The organism is Streptomyces sp. SolWspMP-5a-2 (assembly GCF_900091845.1).
In the GTDB taxonomy this organism is placed as follows: Bacteria; Actinomycetota; Actinomycetes; order Streptomycetales; family Streptomycetaceae; genus Streptomyces; species Streptomyces doudnae.
In genome coordinates this window covers 1-20,376 of sequence record NZ_FMCI01000269.1, presented here as the reverse complement: position 1 = coordinate 20,376, position 20,376 = coordinate 1, and the positions used below count along the sequence as shown (strand labels likewise).

At 74.2% G+C, this 20,376-nt stretch carries 15 protein-coding genes and 2 pseudogenes; 5 read left to right on the top strand and 12 right to left on the bottom strand.

The window, feature by feature from the left end:
* Positions 1 to 56: 56 nt before the first annotated feature.
* Positions 57 to 1,160, bottom strand: coding sequence for a lytic polysaccharide monooxygenase auxiliary activity family 9 protein (locus GA0115242_RS27365; RefSeq protein WP_161353304.1), 1,104 nt, complete (start codon positions 1,158 to 1,160; stop codon positions 57 to 59).
* A gap of 227 nt (positions 1,161 to 1,387) precedes the next feature.
* Between GA0115242_RS27365 and GA0115242_RS27360 the strand changes: the two genes are divergently transcribed.
* On the top strand, positions 1,388 to 1,846 hold the full coding sequence (locus GA0115242_RS27360) for a GNAT family N-acetyltransferase (RefSeq protein WP_093833049.1): 459 nt from the start codon (positions 1,388 to 1,390) through the stop codon (positions 1,844 to 1,846).
* Between the two features lie 54 nt (positions 1,847 to 1,900).
* On the opposite strand, the gene GA0115242_RS27355 is transcribed toward GA0115242_RS27360, so the two are convergent.
* Positions 1,901 to 2,038: a hypothetical protein gene (locus GA0115242_RS27355; protein ID WP_093833047.1), complete on the bottom strand. Its 138-nt coding sequence runs from the start codon at positions 2,036 to 2,038 to the stop codon at positions 1,901 to 1,903.
* Between the two features lie 247 nt (positions 2,039 to 2,285).
* Positions 2,286 to 2,786: a DUF402 domain-containing protein gene (locus tag GA0115242_RS27350; protein ID WP_093833045.1), complete on the bottom strand. Its 501-nt coding sequence runs from the start codon at positions 2,784 to 2,786 to the stop codon at positions 2,286 to 2,288.
* Between the two features lie 192 nt (positions 2,787 to 2,978).
* On the opposite strand from GA0115242_RS27350, the gene GA0115242_RS27345 reads away from it, so the two are divergent.
* A complete protein-coding gene (locus GA0115242_RS27345; RefSeq protein WP_161353303.1) occupies positions 2,979 to 3,359 on the top strand; it encodes a GntR family transcriptional regulator in 381 nt (126 codons plus the stop codon).
* Between the two features lie 358 nt (positions 3,360 to 3,717).
* On the opposite strand, the gene GA0115242_RS27340 is transcribed toward GA0115242_RS27345, so the two are convergent.
* Positions 3,718 to 4,812 (bottom strand): DUF5925 domain-containing protein, encoded by a 1,095-nt coding sequence (locus GA0115242_RS27340; RefSeq protein ID WP_093833070.1) that lies wholly within the window; start codon positions 4,810 to 4,812, stop codon positions 3,718 to 3,720.
* Between the two features lie 163 nt (positions 4,813 to 4,975).
* On the opposite strand from GA0115242_RS27340, the gene GA0115242_RS27335 reads away from it, so the two are divergent.
* Complete coding sequence (locus tag GA0115242_RS27335) at positions 4,976 to 6,403, top strand: GH39 family glycosyl hydrolase (RefSeq protein WP_093833042.1); 1,428 nt, start codon at positions 4,976 to 4,978, stop codon at positions 6,401 to 6,403.
* 55 nt (positions 6,404 to 6,458) lie between these two features.
* Here the strand turns inward: GA0115242_RS27335 and GA0115242_RS27330 are convergent, their stop codons facing one another.
* The 5 genes from GA0115242_RS27330 to GA0115242_RS27310 all read right to left on the bottom strand — a co-directional run bounded on the left by GA0115242_RS27330 (position 6,459) and on the right by GA0115242_RS27310 (position 13,912).
* Complete coding sequence (locus GA0115242_RS27330; protein ID WP_093833040.1) at positions 6,459 to 10,313, bottom strand: lipopolysaccharide biosynthesis protein; 3,855 nt, start codon at positions 10,311 to 10,313, stop codon at positions 6,459 to 6,461.
* Positions 10,306 to 11,109 (bottom strand): polysaccharide deacetylase family protein, encoded by an 804-nt coding sequence (locus tag GA0115242_RS27325; RefSeq protein WP_093833038.1) that lies wholly within the window; start codon positions 11,107 to 11,109, stop codon positions 10,306 to 10,308. Before GA0115242_RS27325 ends, GA0115242_RS27330 begins: the two co-directional genes overlap by 8 nt.
* Positions 11,102 to 12,256, bottom strand: coding sequence for a glycosyltransferase family 2 protein (locus tag GA0115242_RS27320; RefSeq protein ID WP_237549343.1), 1,155 nt, complete (start codon positions 12,254 to 12,256; stop codon positions 11,102 to 11,104). The genes GA0115242_RS27325 and GA0115242_RS27320 overlap by 8 nt, the downstream gene beginning before the upstream one ends.
* Positions 12,253 to 13,074 carry a glycosyltransferase family 2 protein gene (locus GA0115242_RS27315; protein WP_093833036.1) on the bottom strand — a complete coding sequence of 274 codons (822 nt, stop codon included), beginning with the start codon at positions 13,072 to 13,074 and terminating at the stop codon, positions 12,253 to 12,255. Before GA0115242_RS27315 ends, GA0115242_RS27320 begins: the two co-directional genes overlap by 4 nt.
* A gap of 346 nt (positions 13,075 to 13,420) precedes the next feature.
* The gene (locus GA0115242_RS27310) at positions 13,421 to 13,912 is read right to left on the bottom strand and encodes a hypothetical protein (protein ID WP_256089767.1); all 492 of its coding nucleotides are present in this window, start codon (positions 13,910 to 13,912) and stop codon (positions 13,421 to 13,423) included.
* A gap of 244 nt (positions 13,913 to 14,156) precedes the next feature.
* On the opposite strand from GA0115242_RS27310, the gene GA0115242_RS27305 reads away from it, so the two are divergent.
* Entirely contained in the window at positions 14,157 to 14,963 is an 807-nt protein-coding gene (locus GA0115242_RS27305) for an SGNH/GDSL hydrolase family protein (protein WP_093833034.1), read from the top strand.
* 3 nt (positions 14,964 to 14,966) lie between these two features.
* On the opposite strand, the pseudogene GA0115242_RS27300 reads toward GA0115242_RS27305, so the two are convergent.
* From GA0115242_RS27300 to GA0115242_RS27290, 3 genes and pseudogenes are all read right to left on the bottom strand, one after another.
* Positions 14,967 to 16,680: pseudogene (locus GA0115242_RS27300) on the bottom strand (serine/threonine-protein kinase).
* A 103-nt stretch (positions 16,681 to 16,783) separates the two neighbouring features.
* On the bottom strand, positions 16,784 to 18,535 hold the full coding sequence (locus GA0115242_RS27295) for a nickel transporter (protein ID WP_093833032.1): 1,752 nt from the start codon (positions 18,533 to 18,535) through the stop codon (positions 16,784 to 16,786).
* On the bottom strand, positions 18,532 to 20,064 hold the full coding sequence (locus GA0115242_RS27290) for a tetratricopeptide repeat protein (protein ID WP_256089768.1): 1,533 nt from the start codon (positions 20,062 to 20,064) through the stop codon (positions 18,532 to 18,534). Before GA0115242_RS27290 ends, GA0115242_RS27295 begins: the two co-directional genes overlap by 4 nt.
* Between GA0115242_RS27290 and GA0115242_RS41925 the strand changes: the two are divergent.
* Positions 19,969 to 20,376, top strand: a pseudogene (locus tag GA0115242_RS41925) (hypothetical protein); the annotation flags it as partial. The gene GA0115242_RS27290 and the pseudogene GA0115242_RS41925 sit on opposite strands and share 96 nt — an antisense overlap.

Below are 20,376 nucleotides of genomic sequence, written 5' to 3'. Positions count from 1 at the left end.
CACGACGGGGTCTGTCCGACCTGAGCCGCCGGACAGACCCCGCCCCTCGTCGGCCGTCAACGACCGTGTCGGCCGCCGACGTCCAGCGCGCGGCGGCGGACCGAGGCGAACAGCGTCGCCGCGCCCAGCGCCAGGACGGCGGCGCCGCCCACCGCGAGCCAGGCGGTGGTGGAGTCCGCGCCCGTCTCCGCGAGGTTCTGCGAACTCCCGTCCGCCTTCGGCTCGTTGGCCGGAGTCCCGGGCCCGGTGGCGACCGCCTCGGCCGCCGTCTCCGTCGCGTCCGCGCCCGAAGTGGCCGGGCGCGTCGGGTCGGTGGTGGTCGCGGCGTCGTCGTCACCGTGCCCGTGGTGCTCGACCGTCGACCTGTCGGCGCCGTCCTCGATCTGCTGCTCCGAGGGCACGGAGGCGCTCGGCGCGGGGGTCGGAGCCGCCGCGGGCCCGGAGGCGGAACCGGCCGGGGTCCCGGCGCCCCCGGAACCGCCCGTGGCGCCGCCGAAGCTGACGTCCGAGCAGGAGTAGAACGCCTCCGGGCTGTCCGAGCGCTGCCAGACGGCGTACAGCAACTGCTGGCCCGAGCGCTCCGGGAGCGCGCCCGCGAACGTGTAGAAGCCGCCCGCCGCGACCGGGTCGGTGGACGAGGCCACCGGGTGCTCCAGATCCAGGTCGGACCAGGCCAGCGGCTTCGCGGGGTCGTAGCCCGGCCGCGTGATGTACACCGTGAAGGTGCCCTTGTGCGGGGCCGTCACCCGGTACTTGAAGGTGTACGACCCGGCCTTGACCGACGTCGCGGGCCAGTCCGCGCGGGCCAGGTCGAGCCCCTTGAACTCCTCGGCGCCCGCGCTGCACAGCTTGCCGTCCGGGATCAGATCCTGGTGCCTGCCCCCGGCGTCACCGATGCGGATGCCGTTCCAGTCGTACAGCGCCTGCGTCCCCCCGGCGGCGACCGCCGCCTTGCACGCGGCGGACCGCGGGCTCTCCGGACCCTCCGCGTAGCACTGCGAGACCCGGCTCACCGGGTCGCCCATGGTGCCGTGGGCGGACGCCGGCGCGGCCGACAGCACGGTCAGGGCGAGCGGGGCGACTCCGGCGGCGAGGCTCGCGACGGCGGCCGCGGTCCTGCGGCGCGCGGGCACGGCGGGCTGGGAAGCCAGGGATGCCATGGGGAAACTCCTCGGTACGGCCTCGGCGGGGCGGGGCGGCGGACCTGTGCGGGTCCGGTCCCGTCCGGTGGGGCGGATCGGGACCGGCGGCCGCGATCCCGTGGGGGGCGAGTCAGAAGCTAGCGCCAGAGAAGCGCGGAACCGCCTGCTGAGGCCGGTGAGGAGAGATCCTTATGGTGGCGTTAAGGGAGTGCTGAGACTGCGCTCAGGTAGGTACCGTTCGCCGCATGACGCAGGACGAGATCCGGCCCGCCGTCGCCGCCGACGTACCGGCCGTGCGGCGGGTGACCGACGCCGCCTACCGGCCCTTCATCGCCCGCATCGGCCTGGTGCCCGTGCCGATGCGGGCCGACCACGCGGCGGACGTCGCCGCCGGGAAGGTGTTCGTGACCGGACAACCGGTGACCGGGCTGGTCGTCGTGGAGGCGCGCGGGGACCACCTGTTCCTCGACAGCATCGCCGTCCACCCCGACGCGCACGGCCGGGGCGTCGGACGGCGGCTCCTGCACTTCGTCGACGCACACGCGCGTGCCCTCGGACTGCCCGAGGTCAGGCTCTACACCAACGCGCTGATGACCGAGAACCGCAAGATCTACCCGCGCTACGGCTACGAGCTGGTGGAACGCCGCATGGACGGCCCCTACGACCGGCTCCACTACCGCAAACGGCTCGACCCGGTGACCTGAGCGGCAGGCGCGCCGGGCGGGCCGGCGGTCCGGCCGCTCCGCCGGTCGGGCCGGTCAGTTGTCGGGCCACCAGGTGCGGGCGATGTCCTCACGGATCTCAGGACGCCCGCCGGGCCGCCGCTCGGACTCCTCGCGCACACGGCGCGGGTCCGGCTTCCTGATCAGGGGCTTCTGCACGGTGGTACGGCGCATGCCTGCCTCCTCGCAGCGCCTGCCGGGTTCCCTGCGCTCAGGGCGGCAGACCCTTTCCGGGAGGGTGACTCATCGGCCCCGGCCTGTCTGTGGCGCCGGTCACTCCGTCACTGTCAGTGGCGGGTGTCACTCTGGGGCCATGACCGACCACACGCACGACCGCGAGCGGGTCCGCGAGGAGGGTGGGACACGCGGGCCGCCTCCTTCGACGACGAGCGGTACGTGGTCCTCGCCCGGGTCGGCGCCGTCAGGTCAGGAGGGTCGTGAAGCGGTCCGTCGCGGCGAGCGCCGTCAGCTCGTCGAGAGCCGCGGTCGCCGCCCGCGCCGCCTCCGGGTCGCGCCGGGCCAGGCCGCTCGCGGCGAACTCGTCCTCGTCCAGCCTGCGGACGTCCGTCCCGTCGGCGGACCGCCACAGGTCCAGGTCGAGATCCTCGACGAGCAGCTCGGACCCGGTCAGCACGGCGGGCCGGGTCACGTCGCAGTACCAGCCCTTGAGGAGACCGGAGGCGTCCCGCACCTCCTTCACCGCGTACCAGCGGTCCCGCCAGTAGTGCTCGGTGAACACGTCACCCGGCGCGAACCGCACGAACCCGAAGTCCCGCACGCCCGCACCCGCCCAGGGGGCGCGCACGACGACGCGGACACCGTCGTCGTGCAGCAGCCCGGCCCGGTAACGGATCTTCGTGCGGCCCGCCTTGACGAGCCTGACCGTCAACGGGCCGTACGGCTCAGCCTGGTACGCGGACACACCGCACCCCGTCCGTCCGGGAGAGGCGGGAGAGTCGGGGGAGGGACGATCGGCACAGCCCGGAGGAGGGGGCCACGCCGTGCAGGTCCCCGGTGGGGAGGGCGCGCGCGATCACGGTCATGAACGTGCACGCTACGGCGCGGGCGGGCCCGTACGCCTCCCGTTTTCCGGCGGGTGCGGGACAATCGGCGGGTGACCCTGAAGATCCACATCGATGACAGTGCCGCGCCCTACGAGCAGGTGCGGTCGCAGATCTCCGAACAGGCGCGCGCCGGGACGCTCCCCGTCGGGTACCGGCTGCCGACGGTCCGCGGCCTCGCCGAGTCGCTGGGCCTGGCGGCGAACACGGTGGCCAAGGCGTACCGGGCGCTCGAAGGCGACGGAGTGATCGAGACGCGTGGCCGCAACGGCACGTTCGTCGCCGCCGCGGGCCCGGCGGCGGAGCGGGAGGCCGCGGCGGCGGCGCAGTCCTACGTCGAGCGCGTCCGCCGCCTCGGCCTGGACGAGCCCACGGCCCTCGCCGCCGTCCAGGACGCGCTGCGCGCCGCATACGGGCGCGACGGCGGAAGCTGACGGGGCGCGACGCGAGCGGGTGCGCTGCGAGCGGGTGCGCTGCGAGCGGGTGCGCTGCGAGCGGGTGCGCTGCGGAACGGGTGGGTTGCGGAACGGGTGCGCTGCGGAACGGGTGCGCTGCGGCGGCCGGGGGTGACGGGCCGCGGGGGCGGAAGCGGAGGGCTGTGGCGGCCGGAGTCTGCGGGCCGCGCCGCCCGCCCGTTCCAGGGCAGCGACGGCGGCGGACGCCGACCGGCGTGACCACGGCGCGCGTCGGCCCGCGGGGCGGTGGCGGTGCAGGTGACCGTGGGGGCGGTCCCCGTGAGGGCGGGGGTCCCCGTGGGGCGCGTCGTCTTTTTTCCGAGCGCCCCCGTCCGCCTTACAGGTACAGACCCGCGTCCGCGCCCTCGCGGGGTTCCGGGAGGGACGTCGGTGAGGTGCCCCGGCGCAGGGCGTACAGCTCCGCCAGGGTCGCGCCCTCGCGGCCCACGCCCTCTTCCGTGCCGAGCCAGTTGACGGCCTCCGGGCGGGTGAGCGGGCCGATCTCGATGCGGGCGAGGCAGCGGCCGGGGCGGACGACCGCCGGGTGGAGCCGTTCCAGGTCCTCGTTGGTGGTGACCCCCACCAGGACGTTGCGGCCCTGCCCGAGCAGCCCGTCGGTGAGGTTGAGCAGCCGGGACAGCGCCTGGCCCGCCGTGTGCTTGGCCTCGCCGCGGATCAGCTCGTCGCAGTCCTCCAGCAGGAGCAGCCGCCAGCGGCCCTTGCCGGTGCCGTCGTCCTCGCCGATCGCGATGTCCATCAGATAGCCGACGTCGGAGAAGAGGCGCTCGGGGTCGAGCACGCAGTCGACCTGGCACCAGTCACGCCAGGACCGCGCCAGGGTGCGCAGCGCCGACGTCTTCCCGGTGCCCGGCGGCCCGTGCAGCAGGAGCAGCCGTCCCGCGATGTCCTCGGGCGTCGTCTTCATCAGCCGGTCCAGCGCGTCCGCCACCGGCGCCGTGTAGTTGGGGCGGACCTCGTCCCAGGTCCCGGCCGAGATCTGCCGGGTGGTGCGGTACGGGCCGCGCCGCGGCGAGACGTACCAGAAGCCCATCGTCACGTTGTCGGGCTGCGGTTCGGGCTCGTCGGCCGCGCCGTCGGTGGCCTGGTCGAGGACCCGCTCGGCGAGGTCGGAGCTGGTCGCGGTGACCGTGACGTCCGCGCCCCGGCTCCAGCGGGAGATCAGCAGCGTCCAGCCGTCGCCCTCGGCGAGCGTCGCGCTGCGGTCGTCGTCGCGCGCGACCCGCAGCACCCGGGCGCCCGGCGGCAGCAGGGTGGCGGCGGACTTCACCCGTTCGATGTTCGCCGCGTGCGAGTACGGCTGCTCGCCCGTCGCGAAACGGCCGAGGAACAGCGCGTCGACGACGTCGGACGGCGAGTCGCTGTCGTCGACGTTGAGCCGGATCGGCAGCGCGTCGTGTGGGTTCGCAGACATGCCGTCCATGATCCGGCACCGGGGCGCCCCGTGCACCCGGTTTCGTGGTCCGCCGGGTGTGTCGGTCGTGTCGCGGGTGTCCGGGACGTCCCGTCCGTCCCGCCGGGGTGCCGGACGTCCCGACATCGCCCGCAGGATCCCCGGCCCGGTTACTGTTGCCACGATGGCACGTCATGAGTGGACTTCGGGGGCGTGGCGGTGGCGGCTCGGCGCCCTGCTCGGGGTCGGCGTGGCCGTACTGGCCCTGATCGTGACGGTGATCCGCACCCTGCCCGACGACGACGCGGACACCGCGGGCACCTCGCGCAACGGCGACCGGGTGCACGGCACTCCCCGCACCCCGCCGGGGACCGAGGGCCCCGAGGTCGGCTGGGGCTTCACCCACACCCAGTACAGCGCCGACGAGGGCGACGGCGCCGCCACCGCGCGCGCCGACCGGCTCGTGCGGGGCGCCGGGGGCATGCCGCAGGTGCAGGCGCTGATGGGTTGGGGAGCCGACAACCCCGAGCCGGTGAAGGGGCGTTACGACTTCGCCGCGATGGACCGCCGGATCGACTTCGTGCGCGCCACCGGCGGCACCCCGGTGATCACCCTGTGCTGCGCGCCGGACTGGATGAAGGGCGGCACCTCGGGCGTCGGCCACACCGACTGGAGCCAGGCCGCGCTGGAGACGGCACCGGAGCCCGCGCACTACGCGGACTTCGCCGCGCTGGCCGCGACCGTCGCCCGACGCTACCCGGACGTACGGCACTTCCTGGTCTGGAACGAGTTCAAGGGCTTCTGGAACGACGCCAAGGGCCGCTGGGACTACGAGGGTTACACCGCGCTGTACAACCTCGTCCACAAGGCCCTGAAGAAGGTCGACAAGGACATCATGGTCGGCGGCCCCTATCTGGCCATGGACAGCCTCGACCCCCGGTCGGAGAACGCTTCCCGTTCCGTGAAGGGGAGTTGGGGCGCGATGGACCAGCGGGTCCTGGACGCCTTCGCGTACTGGAACCGGCACCGGGCGGGCGCCGACTTCGTCGTCGTCGACGGCTCCAGCTACACCAACGACGACGAGCTGCTGCCGGACGAGTTCGCGGCCACCGAGAAGTTCACCGCCGTCGGCACCTGGGTGCGGCGGCAGACCGGGAACCTGCCGCTGTGGTGGTCGGAGTACTACGTCGAGCCCGCCGACGGCAACGACGAGCGCCGGGGCTGGTCCGAGACCCGCCGGGTCGCCGTCCAGGCCGCGGGTCTGATCGCCATGGCCGAGGGGGGCGCCGGTTCCGGCTTCTACTGGAACCCGCAGGACGAGAAGGGCACCGACTGCCCCGGCTGCCTGTGGACCCCGACCTACGGCCCGGACGGCGGCCGCGGACTGCCCATGTTCGGGCTGCTCTCCCGCTTCCACCGCGAGTTCCCGCCCGGCACCCGCTACCGGAAGGTGCCGGTGGCCGCGGACGACGCGCCGCACGTCCGGGTCCTCGCCACCGACCGGACGGTCCTGGTGGTCAACACCCTGGACCGGACGATCAGCGCGAAGGTCGACGGCCACCGCTTCGACCTGCAGGCGTACGGCGTGACGTGGCTGGAGCGGAAGCGGTGACCGGCTCGCCCCCGGCGCCCTGACGCCCGCGCCCCGGGCCGGTCCGCCCCGGCCGCTACTTCATCGTCAGGAACCGCTGCACCAGCGACGCCAGGAACACCGCGAGCAGGGGCAGCGAGAACCAGAAACTGCCCTGGAGGAAGTGGAGTTGGCGCACCCCGGGGCGGACCGCCACCCGGACCAGCTCGCGCGCCGTCAGCAGCACGAGCAGCGCCACCGCCGCGAGGCCCCCGACGATCGACCACGGCGTCCAGGTGATCCGGGGCCCGATCGGACCCGGGTCGGCCCTGGGCACCGCGGACCCGGGCCGCTCCCGCAGCGCGTACACCGCCGCGTCCTTGTTGCCCATGACCTTCTCCAGCTCGGGCCGCCGGTCCAGGTTCCGCAGCAGCCGCGACTCCCAGGTCGCGGGATAGCCGACGTCCATCTCCAGGTACGTCACCTGGCTCCCGCCGACCATCAGGTACGACTGCGGGCCCGCGTCGCGCAACGCCTTGACCAGACCCGACACCAGCGCCGGGTCGCTCGGCGCCAGGGTGGGCACGTAGTCGACCCGCTCCATGTCCCTTGCGCCCCACGGCATCGCCGGGGTCACGTTGTTCACCGGGTCGTCGCTCAGCCACAGCAGCCGGACCGTCGGGTCGTCGTGGGCGTACACGTACTCCATCGCCGCGACCTCGCCCGGCCTGGTCCGCTCGAACGCCTCGTTGCCCCAACGGGCCACCAGGAAACCGCCCATGAGGAGCAGCCCGGTCAGCAGCGCGACCCCGGAGGCGAGGCCCGGCCGGTCCCGCTCCCGCTCCCCGGCGGTGGCGCCGGTGCGCGGGAACAGGGCGAGACCGCAGAGCAGGGCCGCGCCTGGCAGCGCGAACATGAAGACGCGCAGGGCCATCTCGCCGCCGTAGGACTGCATGCCGAAGCCGAGGAACGGCACGAACGTGAGGACCGGCAGCGCCACCTCCCGGTAGCGCAGACGCCGTCGCCGCAGCCAGCCCCAGCAGGCCAGGGCCAGCACCCCGCCGGCCAGCGCCACCCGCGCGTACAGGACCAGCTTGTGCGCGGGGCTGCCGCCCTCGATGCGCCCCGACACCGACGACGAGACGTTGCCGCCGACCCCGCCGACCCCGCCGAACAGGTCGTCGAAGTGCCCCGACCAGTACGGCTCGGCCATGAAACCGAGCCAGCCGATCACCAGCACCGCGAACAGCAGTGGCAGGCCGACCAGTTCACTGCGGCGCAGCAGCACCAGCACGGTGAGCACGCCCAGCATCACGAACGGGGTGAGCTGATGGGCCGGGACGCTCGCCGCGAAGAGTCCGATCACCACCGCGAGCAGCACGGCCTTCTGCCGCCGCTCGGCCGGTTCCACCTCCCGTTCGCCCGGCCGCGTCCGCGTCCACACCACCCGGGGCGCCCTGAACCACACCAGCAGCAGGGCCACGAACGCCAGATAGAGCAGATAGGTGAAGCCCTGCGGGGAGAAGTAGTCCTGGCCGACCCAACTGCTCAGCGCGAAGACCCAGATGCCCGTCCAGCGCGCCCGCCAGCTCGCCCGCAGCGCGCGCGTCAGCAGGAACAGCGGTGCCAGGTACAGGAGTTCGATCAGGGTGGGCCACCAGCGGATCACCTCGGTGAGGTCGGTGACCCCGCAGGCCCGCGCGACGAAAGCGGCCACCGCGAAGAACCCGGGCCAGCTCCAGCGCGCGTCCAGGTCGGGCACCGCCGACCCGGTGCGGTCGATGTAGTCGAGGAAGCCGAGGTGCTGCCAGGCGGTCGCGAACCGCGGTTCCGACTCGACGACGGCGGGCAGCGCGTGCAGGGACAGCACCGTCGCGAGGAGCGTCACCAGCAGCAGCGCCCGGTGCTCGCGGCCGAGCCGGAGCAGCGACCCGAAGACCACCACGAGCAGCGCGGCCCCGGCGAGCGTCGCCGTCGGCAGCACCGAGATCAGCCCGAGGCCGCCCATCCGGTCCAGGTCGGCCTCGCCGAGCCGGGCGGCGGGCACCCAGTACAGCAGCAGCGCGACGGCCAGCAGCCCGCCCAGCACCGCCCCGGCCCTGCTGGGCCGACACCGCTCCCGCCAGGACGGCGGCGGTGGGCCGGGGGAGTGCTGCGGCGCGGTCGCGGACGGCGCCGGAGGCGGCGGGACCACGAACCGGTCCTCGTCCTGCGTGGGAGGCGGCGGGACGACGAACCGGTCCTCGTCCTGCGTGGGAGGCGGCGGGACCACGAACCGGTCCTCGTCGATCTCCCACTCCAGCTCCACTCCCGCCGAGCCCGTCTCCGTGCCGGGCCCGCGCACCCGGTCCCGGGGCGATCCGGCGCCGGGCAGCGGGTGCAGTTCCCGCGGCTCGACCACCGGCGTGCCCGCGGGCGGGGTGCCGGGTCCCGGGCGCACGTCCGGACGGCGTTCCTGGTGGTCGAAGTCGACGTGCACGCCGAGCGCGAGGGTGTCGTCGTCCACCGCCCAGGCCGGTTCCCGCCTGCGCGGCTTCGCGGACGGCACCTCGCGCGCCCCCAGGTCGGCGAGGTCGCCGTCGGGCGACACGTCCTCGGCCGGTGCGGGCACGGGCGCCGTCCTGATGGTGCGCAGCAGCCTCGGCGCGGCGACGGCGACGATCACGGCGAGGCTGGAGATCTCCGCGACGCCCGCGCCGGTCAGTCCCATCCGGGGGAGCAGCAGGAGCGTCAGACTGAGCACCAGGACGCACAACAGGCCCTGGAGCCAGGCGAGTCCGGCGGTGCGGCTCTGCGCCCGCAACACCGCGAAGTGCGTCTCTGTCACGACCCGCAGCAGCGCGCCGACCGCGAACCAGCGCAGCAGCGGGGTGGCCGCGTCCGCGTACCCCGCGCCGAACACGCCCAGGATCCAGGGCGCTCCGACGAAGATGCCGCCGCAGACCGGCAGCATGATCCGGGCCATCCGGCGCAGCGCGGCCCGGGTGTCGGCGGCGAGCCTGGCGGGGTCGTGCGAGCCCTCCACGGTCAGTGAGGCGCCCATGTTGATGGCGAGCAGATTGACGGTGCCGCCGATGGTCGTGGTGATGTAGAAGTACGCGTTGTCCTCGGAGCTGACCTGGGACGCGATGAGCACCGGCACCAGGTAGACGACGGCGAGCGAGAACAGGGAGCCGGTGTAGTCCCCGGCGAGGAACCGGCCGATCTCCCGCAGGCCGGGCGGCTGCGACCGGCCCGCGGTGGCCTCCACGTGGCGGGGCACCAGACGCCGGAACACCAGCCAGCCCAGCGGTACCACCGAGGTGGCGATCGCGGCGACCCAGGAGACGAAGACACCGGCCGCCGGCACCGCCACCGCGCAGCCGACCAGCAGGGCCAGCTTGACGGCGGAGAAGACGGTGTTGCCCACCGGCACCCAGGGCGCGCTGCGCAGCCCGGTCAGCACCCCGTCCTGGAGGGTGAGCAGGTTCCAGGCGACGACGGCGACCAGGAACCCGGCGCCGGCGAGCGCCCCGTGCAGGAACCGGTACGAGGGCCCGAAGCGGTCGAGGGACAGCAGGAAGATCCCGGCCGCGCCCGCCACCACCAGCGAACTGCCCGCGTAGGTACGGAGGATGAGCCGTCCGGTGCCGGGGCCCGCGACGGGGATGAAGCGGGCGAGGGCGCCGGTGAGGGTCACCGCCGTCAGGCCCGCGAGGAACTTCATCGCGGCGATGGCCGCGGAGCCCTGACCGACCGCGTCCTCGCTGTAGTAGCGCGCGGCGGCCAGCCAGAAGCCGAGCCCGAGGACGGCGGAGATGCCCGTGTTGAGCATGAGGGCGTAGGCGTTGCGGAACAGCGGGCTGCCGCCGCCGGATCCGCCGAGGCCCGGCAGCCGGAGGCGGCGCCCCCGCCGCGGCGGCTCGGCGGCCGGGAGTGGTGCGGGCTCGGTGGTGGTGGTCGTGTCAGACACGGGAACGGATGGCCTTCCGGCGGACCTGTCGTGCTCTGCGGACCAGGGCGTACCCCTTGGTGAGGGCCCGGTCCCTGGCGACGTCGCGGTGGAGCAGGCGGCCTCGGAGCAGCCGCTCGAACTCCTCGATGCCGGTGCCCCGGCGTACGGTGACCCGCCGCAGGGCGTAGGGGCCCTGGCGGCGGCGGGCGAGGGCGTTGCCGACGGCGAGCGCCTGGGCCCAGCCCGTCTCCCGCACGGCAGCGCGCACCCGTCGGCTGGAGTAGCCGTAGGGGTAGGCGAACGAGGCGGGCGCGGTGCCCAGTTCGGCGCCCACGATCTCCCGGCAGCGGCGCAGCTCGTGCCGGAGCGGGTCGTCGCCGAGCTGGTCGAGCTGCGGGTGGGTGTGGCTGTGACCGCCGATCTCGACGCCCGCGGCGGCCAGTTCGCGCACCTGGTCCCAGTCGAGCATGAGGTCGGGGCCGCCCCCGGTGTGGTGGGCGCCGCGGATCCAGCCGGTGGAGACGAACAGGGTCGCGGGGTAGCCGTGGCGGGCGAGGGCGGGCAGCGCGTGGCGGTGGACGCCCTCGTAGCCGTCGTCGAAGGTGATGAGCAGGGGGCGGGCGGGCAGTGGGCGGCCGTCGCGCCAACTGCGGGCCAGGTCGGCCGTGTTGACGGGCGTCATGCCGAGGTCGGCGATGATCCCGAGGTGCCGCGCGAACGCCTCCGGGGTCACCGAGAGGGCGCGGGTCGCGTGGTTGGGGGTGGTCGCGACCGCGTGGTACATGAGGATCGGCACGGCGGTGTCGTCAGCCATCGGACGCCCCCTCGACCGGCGTGACGGCGAACGTCGTCCCGTTCCTGCGGGCCCGTACGCTGCCGACGAGGTAGCCGCCCGCCGCCGTGAGCACCCCGGCGACGATCGCGCCCGCCCGGCCCGCGCCACCGGGGCGGGCCAGGAGGACGTCGCGCAGCCCGCGGGCCACCCCGGCGGGCAGCACCCGGGTGGTGTACCGGCGTTCGGACGCGAGTCCGCGTCCGGCGCCGACGCTCCGGGCCACCAGCGCCTTGGAGAGCCCCTCCGCCCAGGTGCGGGCGCGGAAGTACCCGAAGCGCTCGCGGGCGGCGGACACCCGGTGGTGGATCACCGCGCGGTCGTCGATGAGCAGGACGGCGTCCGGGCGGGCCAGGCCGAGCCGGATGCACAGCTCCGTCTCCTCGCCGCCCAGCGGTCGCCGGTCGCCGTCGCGTCCGATGCCGGTGGCGAAGCCGCCCGCCGCCTCGAACGCGGTGCGCCGGAAGGAGGCGTTGCCGCCGAGGACGTTGCGCACCCGGACCCGGCCGGGCGGCAGCCCCCGGTAGGTGCAGCCCACCACCCAGTCGAACTCCTCGGGGAACCAGGCGGGTCGGCGGCCGGAGGCCCAGACGGGCTCGGTGCGACCGCCGACCGCGAGGACCCGCGGGTCGGCGTAGGCGTCGGCGAAGCGGCGCAGCCAGTCGCGTTCGGCGACGGCGTCGTCGTCGAGGAAGGCGATCACCTCGCCGTGCGAGGCGGCGATGCCGGTGTTGCGGCCAGCGGAGAGGCCGCGCGGCCCGGCGTTGGCGAGCACCCGCACCGCGCCTGACCCGGGCCCGCGGCGCCGGCCCCCGCCGGGACCTTCGGCACCGGACCCGCCTCCACCGGGCCTGTTCCCCCCGGATCTGTTCTCAACGGGCCCGTTCTCCCCAGGCCCGTTCCCCCTGGGCCCGTTACCCCCGGGCCCGTCCTCCCCGGCGCCGTCCTCCCCGGGCACGCCGTACTCCTTGGTGAGCCGGTCCAGCAGTGCCTGGTTGTGGTCGACGACGAGCAGCGTCTCCCGCGCCGGGCGGGACTGCGCGCGCACCGAGGAGACCGCCGCGAGGATGTCCTCCCAGCGGTCCTCGGTGTAGACGCAGATCACGACGGACATGTCGGGACCGCTCAAGACGCCTCTCCCCGTACCGAGTCGAGCATCGGCGAGCGGCGTGTGCGGCGGCGCAGGGCACGCCGGTTGGAGCGTTCCCCGAGGATGACCCGCAGGACCCGCAGCCCGTCCCGCACGGCCCGCAGATTGCTGGTGCCGTGGATGCGGAGGTACTCGTGGCTGGGGATCTCCTGCACCTTCAGGCCCGCCTTGACGACCCGGATGTTCATCAGGGTCTCCACCTCGAAGCCGGTGCAGTCCAGGTCGATCTTGTCCAGGCAGTGCCGCCAGAAGGCGTTGTAGCCGTAGCACAGGTCGGTGTAGCGGGCGCCGAACTTGCGGTTGACGACGGTGCACAGCGCCCAGTTGCCGAGCTTGCGGATGAACGTCATGTCGTCGGTGCCGCCGCCGTTGGCGAAGCGGGAGCCCTTGGCGAAGTCGGCGCCGGAGACCAGCGCGGAGACGTACGAGACGATCTCGTTGCCGTCGGCCGAGCCGTCCGCGTCGACCATCACGATGATGTCGCCGCTGCACGCCTCGAACCCGGTGATCAGCGCGTCGCCCTTGCCCTTGCCGCGCTGTTCGACGACCTTCACCTTCGGCCACAGGGAACGGGCCACGTCGACGGTGTCGTCGGTGGAATTGCCGTCGACGAGAACCACTTCATGTATCCAGTCGGGAAGTGTCTTGAAGACGTAGGGGAGATTCTCGGCCTCGTTCATGGCGGGAATGACCACGCTCACCGGCGGAGTGATCGCCAGGTGGGAGGAGATAGGCCGATAGGTGACGTCGGTTGACGGTTCGTGGCCGGTGGCCGCGGGCCGCAGAACGGAACTCATGAGTCTGGTCCCTCTCGTCCGGCTGGACCGCCCGCCCCTGGGCGGTCCGGCGATATACCCGGTTCGAAAGGGGGGTTCTCACCCCGGCGGCACGGCCGAGCGGCACTCCGTGCATGCCGGGTGAGCTGGCATGACTGACCGGCCGCCGGACAGTGGCGGCCGATCTCGCGGCACGGCCCGGTCACCGGTGCGGTCACCGAGCACGGCACCCCCCTACCGCGCCTCGCGCCGGGCTCCGTCGCGGTCCTGAGCCCTCCCCCGGAGCCGCATGATGATGGTCCGGCGCGAGTGAGATCTATGACGGTATTGATGGTTGAACCCTGGTCGCAAGGCTTGGAAGGCGGCCTCACGCTTTTATCGGTCTGAGCGTTGCACAGCCCAGGAGAATCAGCAGACTGATCACCGATACGGCGATGATTCCGCCCTGGACCGACCAGCGGTGAACGGCCAGCATCCCCTGCGCCACGAGCATGTCGACGACGACCGCGCCCGCGAGCGCGGCCAGCGTGCGGCCCAGGGGTTCCAGCCCGGCGAGCACGGCCGCGAGAGCGGACGCGGGTGCGGCGAGCAGGAAGAACAGGGTGAGCGGGCCCCGCATCCAGAAGTCCGCGTCGGTGAGGGCGAGTACGGCCCCGGTCCCCCCGAGGGCCGTCGCGACACCCGCGAGCAGAGGCGGAAGATCCCTCCCCGCCACCGTCTTTGCCCGCTCGGTGCCGCCCTTTGAAGATCTCTTGACACGTATGGCCTGCATGGCCGATTTTGCCCCCCGACGCGCCGGATGCCGGGCTTCAATGTGGCGCAGGCCGAGAGCGGGCGTCAAGACGTCCTTGTCGTTCACACCGGTTCTTGTGGACGCCTGAACACGCGTTCCCCCGGATGCGTCGACTGGTCTCGCGGGGACGGGAGTTCGGGCAGCCGGCGACGGCCGCGCCGGGCGAACTGTCCGTCCGTCAGCTCGAACACGTGGTGAACACCCAGGGTGGCAAGGGGAGAGGAAGGGGAAGTGTTGGCATGAACACTTCCGCTCGACGCGCGTAGTTGGTACGAAAGGGATGGCAGAGATCCTGCTAAAGGGAGGTTCCATGAGACGTTCCCGAATTGCCGCCCTCGTCAGCTCGCTCCTCTTCGCCGCCGGCACCGCCCTGACCGGCGCCGCCGCCGCCCAGGCGGCCACGACGGCCGCCGCCGGGGGCTATGTGGCGCTCGGCGACTCCTACTCCTCCGGGGTCGGGTCGGGCAGTTACATCAGCGCGAGCGGCGACTGCAAGCGCAGCACGAAGGCCTACCCGTACCTCTGGGCGGCCGCGCATTCACCCTCGACGTTCGACTTCACCGCCTGCTCGGGCGCTCGTACGGGTGATGTTCTCTCCGGTCAACTGGGCCCGCTCAGCTCGGCGACCAAGCTCGTGTCCATCAGCATCGGCGGCAACGACGCCGGGTTCGCCGACGTCATGACGACCTGTGTCCTCCAGTCCGACAGCGCCTGCCTCTCCCGGATCGCCACCGCGAAGGCGTACGTCGCCAACACCCTCCCCGGCGCCCTCGACAGCGTGTACTCGGCGATCAGCAGCAAGGCGCCGTCCGCCCACGTGGTCGTCGTCGGCTATCCGCGCTTCTACCAGCTCAACACCACCTGCGTCGGCCTCTCCGACACCAAGCGGAAGGCCATCAACGAAGCCTCGGACCAGCTGAACACCGCCACCGCCAAGGTCGCCGCCAACCACGGCTTCTCCTTCGGGGACGTCCGCACCACCTTCACCGGCCACGAGCTGTGCTCCGGCAGCGCCTGGCTGCACAGCCTCAACGTGCTGAACGTCGGCGAGTCCTACCACCCCACCGCCGCCGGGCAGTCGGGCGGCTACCTGCCCGTCTTCACCTCCGCGGCCTGACGGTCAGGGCGAAGCGGATCCGGAATCCGTGGGGGAGGCTCCGTCCGACGGGGTCTCCTCCACGCACGTCACCGAGAACGGCACCGGCTCCGACGTGACGCGCGCCGGGGTCCGCACCTCCACGGAGACCGCGTCCCGCAGCGTCCCCGAGCCGCCGTCCGTCGTCACGAACACCGTGTCCGTACGGGACGTGCCGCCGCCCTCCGGGAAGGACAGCGTCTTCCAGCCCTCGTCCATGACCTTCTCGTCCTCGGACCGCCACCGGTAACGCACCTGCGCCGGGAGGGCGTTCACGGAGAGGGTCAGCGTGAACGCGGGCGCGTCGGCACGGGACGGCGGACAGCTTCCCCGGTAGTCGGTGTGCGCGCCGGTCACCGTGACCGTGACCGACCGGGCGGACGCCGTGTCCCGCGCCGAACCGCTCGCGCTCGGCGACACCGGCACCGACGCCCCGCCCTCCCCCTTCCGCGAACTCCCCGTCTCCTTCGGCGTCGACGCGCCCTGCCCGTCGGCCCGGTCGCCGTCCCCTCCGGTGTCCCGGTGCGTCAGCGCGTACGTCAGCCCGGCGACCGCGAGCGCCAGGACGACCACCCCCCGCGACCAGCACCCCGGCCACCCGCCCGTCCCGCCGCGCCCCACCCGCCGGGACGGAGGACGGCACCCCGTGACCGGAAGCAGAACCGGAACCGGAACCGGAGGCAGAACCGGAGGCGGAACCGGAGCCGGTGGCGGCCGGGCGCGCGGGCTGACGCGCGGTCGGCCCCGGCCCCGGAAGCCCGGCGACCGTGGTCCCGTACGGTGACCCGCCCGGCCCGCGCCCGCCCGACCCGTATCCACCCGACCCGTACCCGTCGGGCCCGTCCCTGTCCGGCCCGTACCGGCCCGGGGTGCCGCCCGCCGCGACCAGGCGCAGGTCGTCCTCCGCCCGGTCGGCCGGGAGGCGCTGCGCCGGATCCTTGCGCAGCAGCGCCTCGACGACGGGCCCCAGCGGCCCTGCCCGGCGCGGCGGCGGCAGCTCCTCGTCGACGACGGCGCGCAGCGTGCCCAGCGGAGTGGCTTGCCGGAACGGCGAGTTGCCCTCGACCGCCGCGTACAGCAGCACCCCGAGCGACCACAGGTCCGACTCGGGTCCCGGGGTGCGGCCGAGCGCCCGCTCCGGTGCCAGGAACTCCGGCGACCCGATGACCTCGCCGGTCATCGTCAGCGCGGAACTCCCCTCGACCGTCGCGATCCCGAAGTCGGTGAGCACCACCCGACCGTCGTTCGACATCAGCACGTTGGCCGGTTTCACGTCCCGGTGCAGCACCCCGGCCGCGTGCGCCGACCGCAGCGCGCCCAGCACCTCCGCACCGATGTGCGCGGCCCGCTCGGGCGGCAACGGGCCCTCGGCGTGCAGGAGTTCGGCGAGCGAGACGCCCCGCACCAGCTCCATGACGATCCACGGGCGGCCGTCCTCGGTGGCCACGTCGTACACCGTCACCACGCGGCGGTCGGCGACCCGGGCCGCGGCCCACGCCTCGCGCTCCAGGCGCGCGTACAGCCGTTCCGTCTCGTGGGCCGCGAGTCCCGCGGGCGCCCGCACCTCCTTGACGGCGACCTCGCGCCGCAGCACCTCGTCCCCGGCCCGCCACACGGTTCCCATGCCGCCCTCGCCGAGCGGGGACAGGAGCCGGTAGCGTCCGGCGATCAGACGTTCACTGCCCGTCTCCTCGGACATCACCGTCGCCCCCTCCGCCGTGACCGCCCGAACTTCTCATTCAGCGTGCGCACTTCGTCCCGCGCGCGGAACCCCGCTTCCCCTGGTCTCCCCGCGGCGCGGCTCAACCGAACGCGCCCGACGCCCCCTTGAGCACCAGTCCGACCCCGATCGCGACGACCAGCAGCGCCGACGCCAGCGGAGCCGTGCCGCGCACCAGCCGCGCCACCGGGTGACCGGTAAGGCGGGGACGGCGGTCCAGCATCCGGTTCATCCCGCTGCCCAGCCGCACGACGGCGAACCCGGCGGCGCCGAGGGTGAGGGCGAGTCCGACGCCGTACGCGACGACGAGGAGCAGCCCGAACCACGCCTTGCCGAGCGCCGCCGCGCCGACCAGTACGACGACGGCCGACGGACTGGGCACCAGCCCACCGGCGAACCCGAGCAGGATCGTGCCCCGGAGCGTGGGAGCGGTGGAATGCGTGTGGGTGACACCACCGTGGGTGTGTTCGAAGACATGACCGCGGCGCCCGTGGGTGTGCTCATGCCCGTGCGCGTGTGCGTGCGTGTGCTCATGTCCGTGGGTGTGGCCGTGCTCGTGCTCGTGGCTGTGACCGTGCCCGTGGTGATGCGCGGTGTGGTGCCCGTGCCCGTGCCCGTGCTCATGGCTGTGGTCGTGGTCGTGCGGGTGGTGGGCCCCGTGGTCAGCGTGCTCCGTGCGGCCGGTCCGCGCCGCCGCCAGGGCCAGGACGCGCTCCGGGGCCTTCGCCGGTACGGGCTCGGCCACGGTGGCGGGGACGGGGACGGTGGTGGCGGTGGCGGTGTCGGGACTGCGGTTGCGCCAGGCCCTGCGGGTCAGGGTCAGTCCCGCCGCGATGACCAGGGCCCCGCTCGCCGCGCCCAGCCAGGTGATGACCGAGGGGGCCAGCGCGGAACCGGCCGTGACCAGCAGGCCCAGGGCGACCACGCCCAGCGTGTGGGTGACCGTCACCGACGCGGCCAGCGGCAGCACGTCCCGCAGCCTGGCCCGGCCGCCCCTGGCCGCCGCCGTCGCGGCCATCAGCGTCTTGCCGTGTCCCGGGGCGAGCGCGTGCGCCGCGCCCAGCACGACCGCGATCAGCAGCGCGAGCGCGGCGAAACCGATCGTCAGGTCCTGCCGGGCGACCAGGGACTCGAGAGCCCGGGTGAAACGGTCGGCGCCGCGCGGCAGGACGCCCGCGCCGGGGGCGGCGGAACCCTCCGTGTCCCCGGCCAGCGCCGCACCGCCCGGCCGCGCCCGCAGGGCCGCGCTCGCGGTGTCGGCGGGGGAGGAGAGCAACTCCGACGGGTACGACGTCAGTTCACGGGAGACGGAGGCCGTCGGCACGTCCGACGCGGTGAGGGTCGTCCGGTCGCCGCGCGCGGTGATCTCGCGCCAGCCGGGGCCGCCCGCCGCGCCGCCCGCGCCGGTGAAGCGCAGGTCGACGGCGGTGTCCGCGGGCAGCGGCGCGGTCAGCACGCACTCCACGCGCAGGGTGGTGAGACCGGCCTGCCCCGGCCTGACCCGCGCCAGCGCGCTCCGGGCGGTGACGGCGACCTCGCGGCCGTCGACCGTGAGACGGGAGTCGTCGGCGGCCGTCGCGCACCGCTGGTGGGCCCACTCGGTCAGGCCGAGCCGCTTCACCGCGGGTCCGGCCTGGGTCGCCGGGATCTCGGCGAGGTCCTCGACGTGGTCGACGCGCAGGGCGTCGGGGGTGACGACCAGTCCGTCGTACCGGTTCACCGTGAAGTTGCCGAGGGGGTGCGCGCTCGCGCTGGTGGAAGGGGCCAGCACGAGCGCGCAGACGGCCGCGCAGACGGCCGCGATCGAGGGGAAGAGACGGGTCCTGGTGCTCACTTGGCGCCCTCCAGGGCCGAACGGGCGTGCCGGGCACCGAGCGTCGAGAATCCGGGGTTCAACGCGATTGCCGCCCGCAGGGATTCGAGGCCGGCCTTCTCGTGCCCGGTGGCCCGTTCGATCGTGCCGCGGTGGTAGAGGAACACGGCGTTGCGGTACCCGGTGGCGGTGGCCTCCCGGGCGTGGCCGAGGGCCTCCGCGTCCCGGCCGTTGACGTGCAGGGCCCAGGCGAGGGCGTCGGCGGTGTGCACGGTCCGGCGGCGCGCGTACTCGGCGCGGGCCGCGCGCAGCGCCGACGCCCGGTCGCCGTGGTCGGCGGCGGCGAGCGCGGTGTCGAGGTCGGCGTTGACGCCGTTGGCGCGGGCCAGCGCGGTCCAGGCGTCGACCAGCGCGTACTGGTCGGCGGCCCGCGCCCGGTCTCCGTCGTCGCCCCGGTCCTCGTACAGCTCGCCCAGCTCCACCAGCGGTCCCGGCAGCGGGAAGCGGGCGACGACCCGCTCCATGTCCCGCAGCGCGGCCCCGCGCCGTCCGAGCGCGGCCTGTGCGCGGGCCCGGCCCTCCAGCGCGGGGAGGTAGTTCTCGTCGGCGGCGAGGGCGCGGGCGTAGTCGGTGAGGGCGGTGGTGTAGTCGCCCTGGTTCCAGGCGAGTTGACCGAGCTGGGCGGCCACGTACGCGATGTCGCCGCGGGTGGCGGCACCGGCGAGGGCCTGCTCCAGGACCCGGCGGGCGGTCTTCACGTCGCCGCGCAGTTCGTGGACGTACGCGTAGCGGGTGAAGACGGGGATGCCGGGGCGGCGGGTGTCGGCGGTGTCGGCGGCCTTCGACGCCTCGGCGTAGCGGCCGAGTTCGACCAGCGCGTCGATGCGCGAGCAGAGGGCACGCTCGCTGTACGGGTTCTCCTTGAGCACCCGGTCGGCGTAGGTGAGGGCCTCGGCGAACCGGTGCCGGGCGGCGGCGAGCGCGGCTCGGCCGGTGAGGGCCTGCTCGTTGTCGGGGCGCAGGGCGAGCGAGCGGCTCAGCGCCTTCTCGGCCTGCGGGTAGCGGGACGGGTCGCCCTTGGTCCGCGCCTGCTCGACGTAGGCGAGACCGAGGGTGGCCCAGCCGCCGAAGTCCTTGGGCTGGGCGCGGAGATGGCCTTGCAGGGCGGTGATGTCCGCGTCGAGGTCGCGGCCGTTCACGGCGGCGGGCGCCATCGCGCCCGGGGCCGCGGCGACGGCCGCGGTGTCGCGGTCGCGCAGCGCCCCGACGGCGACGGAGCCCGCGGTGAGGGCGATCGCCAGCAGCACCACGGACCCGCCGAGCCGCAGCGCCCGCAGCCGCCGCCCCAGCTCCCCGACCCGCCGCACGGCCGCCACCCGGGGATCGCGTGCGGGCTCGGACACCGGTGCGGTCAGGGGGAGTTCGGCGCCGGGCACCCGGGAGGAGCCGTCGCCGTGACGGACGGCGTTCCGGGGCCCCGCACCGGGGTGACGCACACCGGAACGCGCGGCACCGGGACCGCCCTCACCGGGACGGCCGTCGTCACGCAATGCGTCGACCCGCCGTGCGCCGTCCCGTCCACGGTGGTCCCGCCGACCGTCCTCCCGGAACGCGCCGTCACGGCGGCCGTTGTCCCGCGCCGCGCCCAACTGGACGTCACCGTGCGGGGGTTCACCCTCCCGGTCGCCGGTCGGGTGAGGGGCAGCGTCCCCCGGGTCGGCATCCTCGTCACCGGAGAGGGCCCGTTCGCCCTCCGCCGGGCCGGGCACCAGGCGGAGGCCACCGCCGCGCCCGCCCCGGACACGTCCGGCAGCCGTGCGCCGCAGCGCGACGATCCGCTCGCTGCCCGCGCTGCCCGCGCT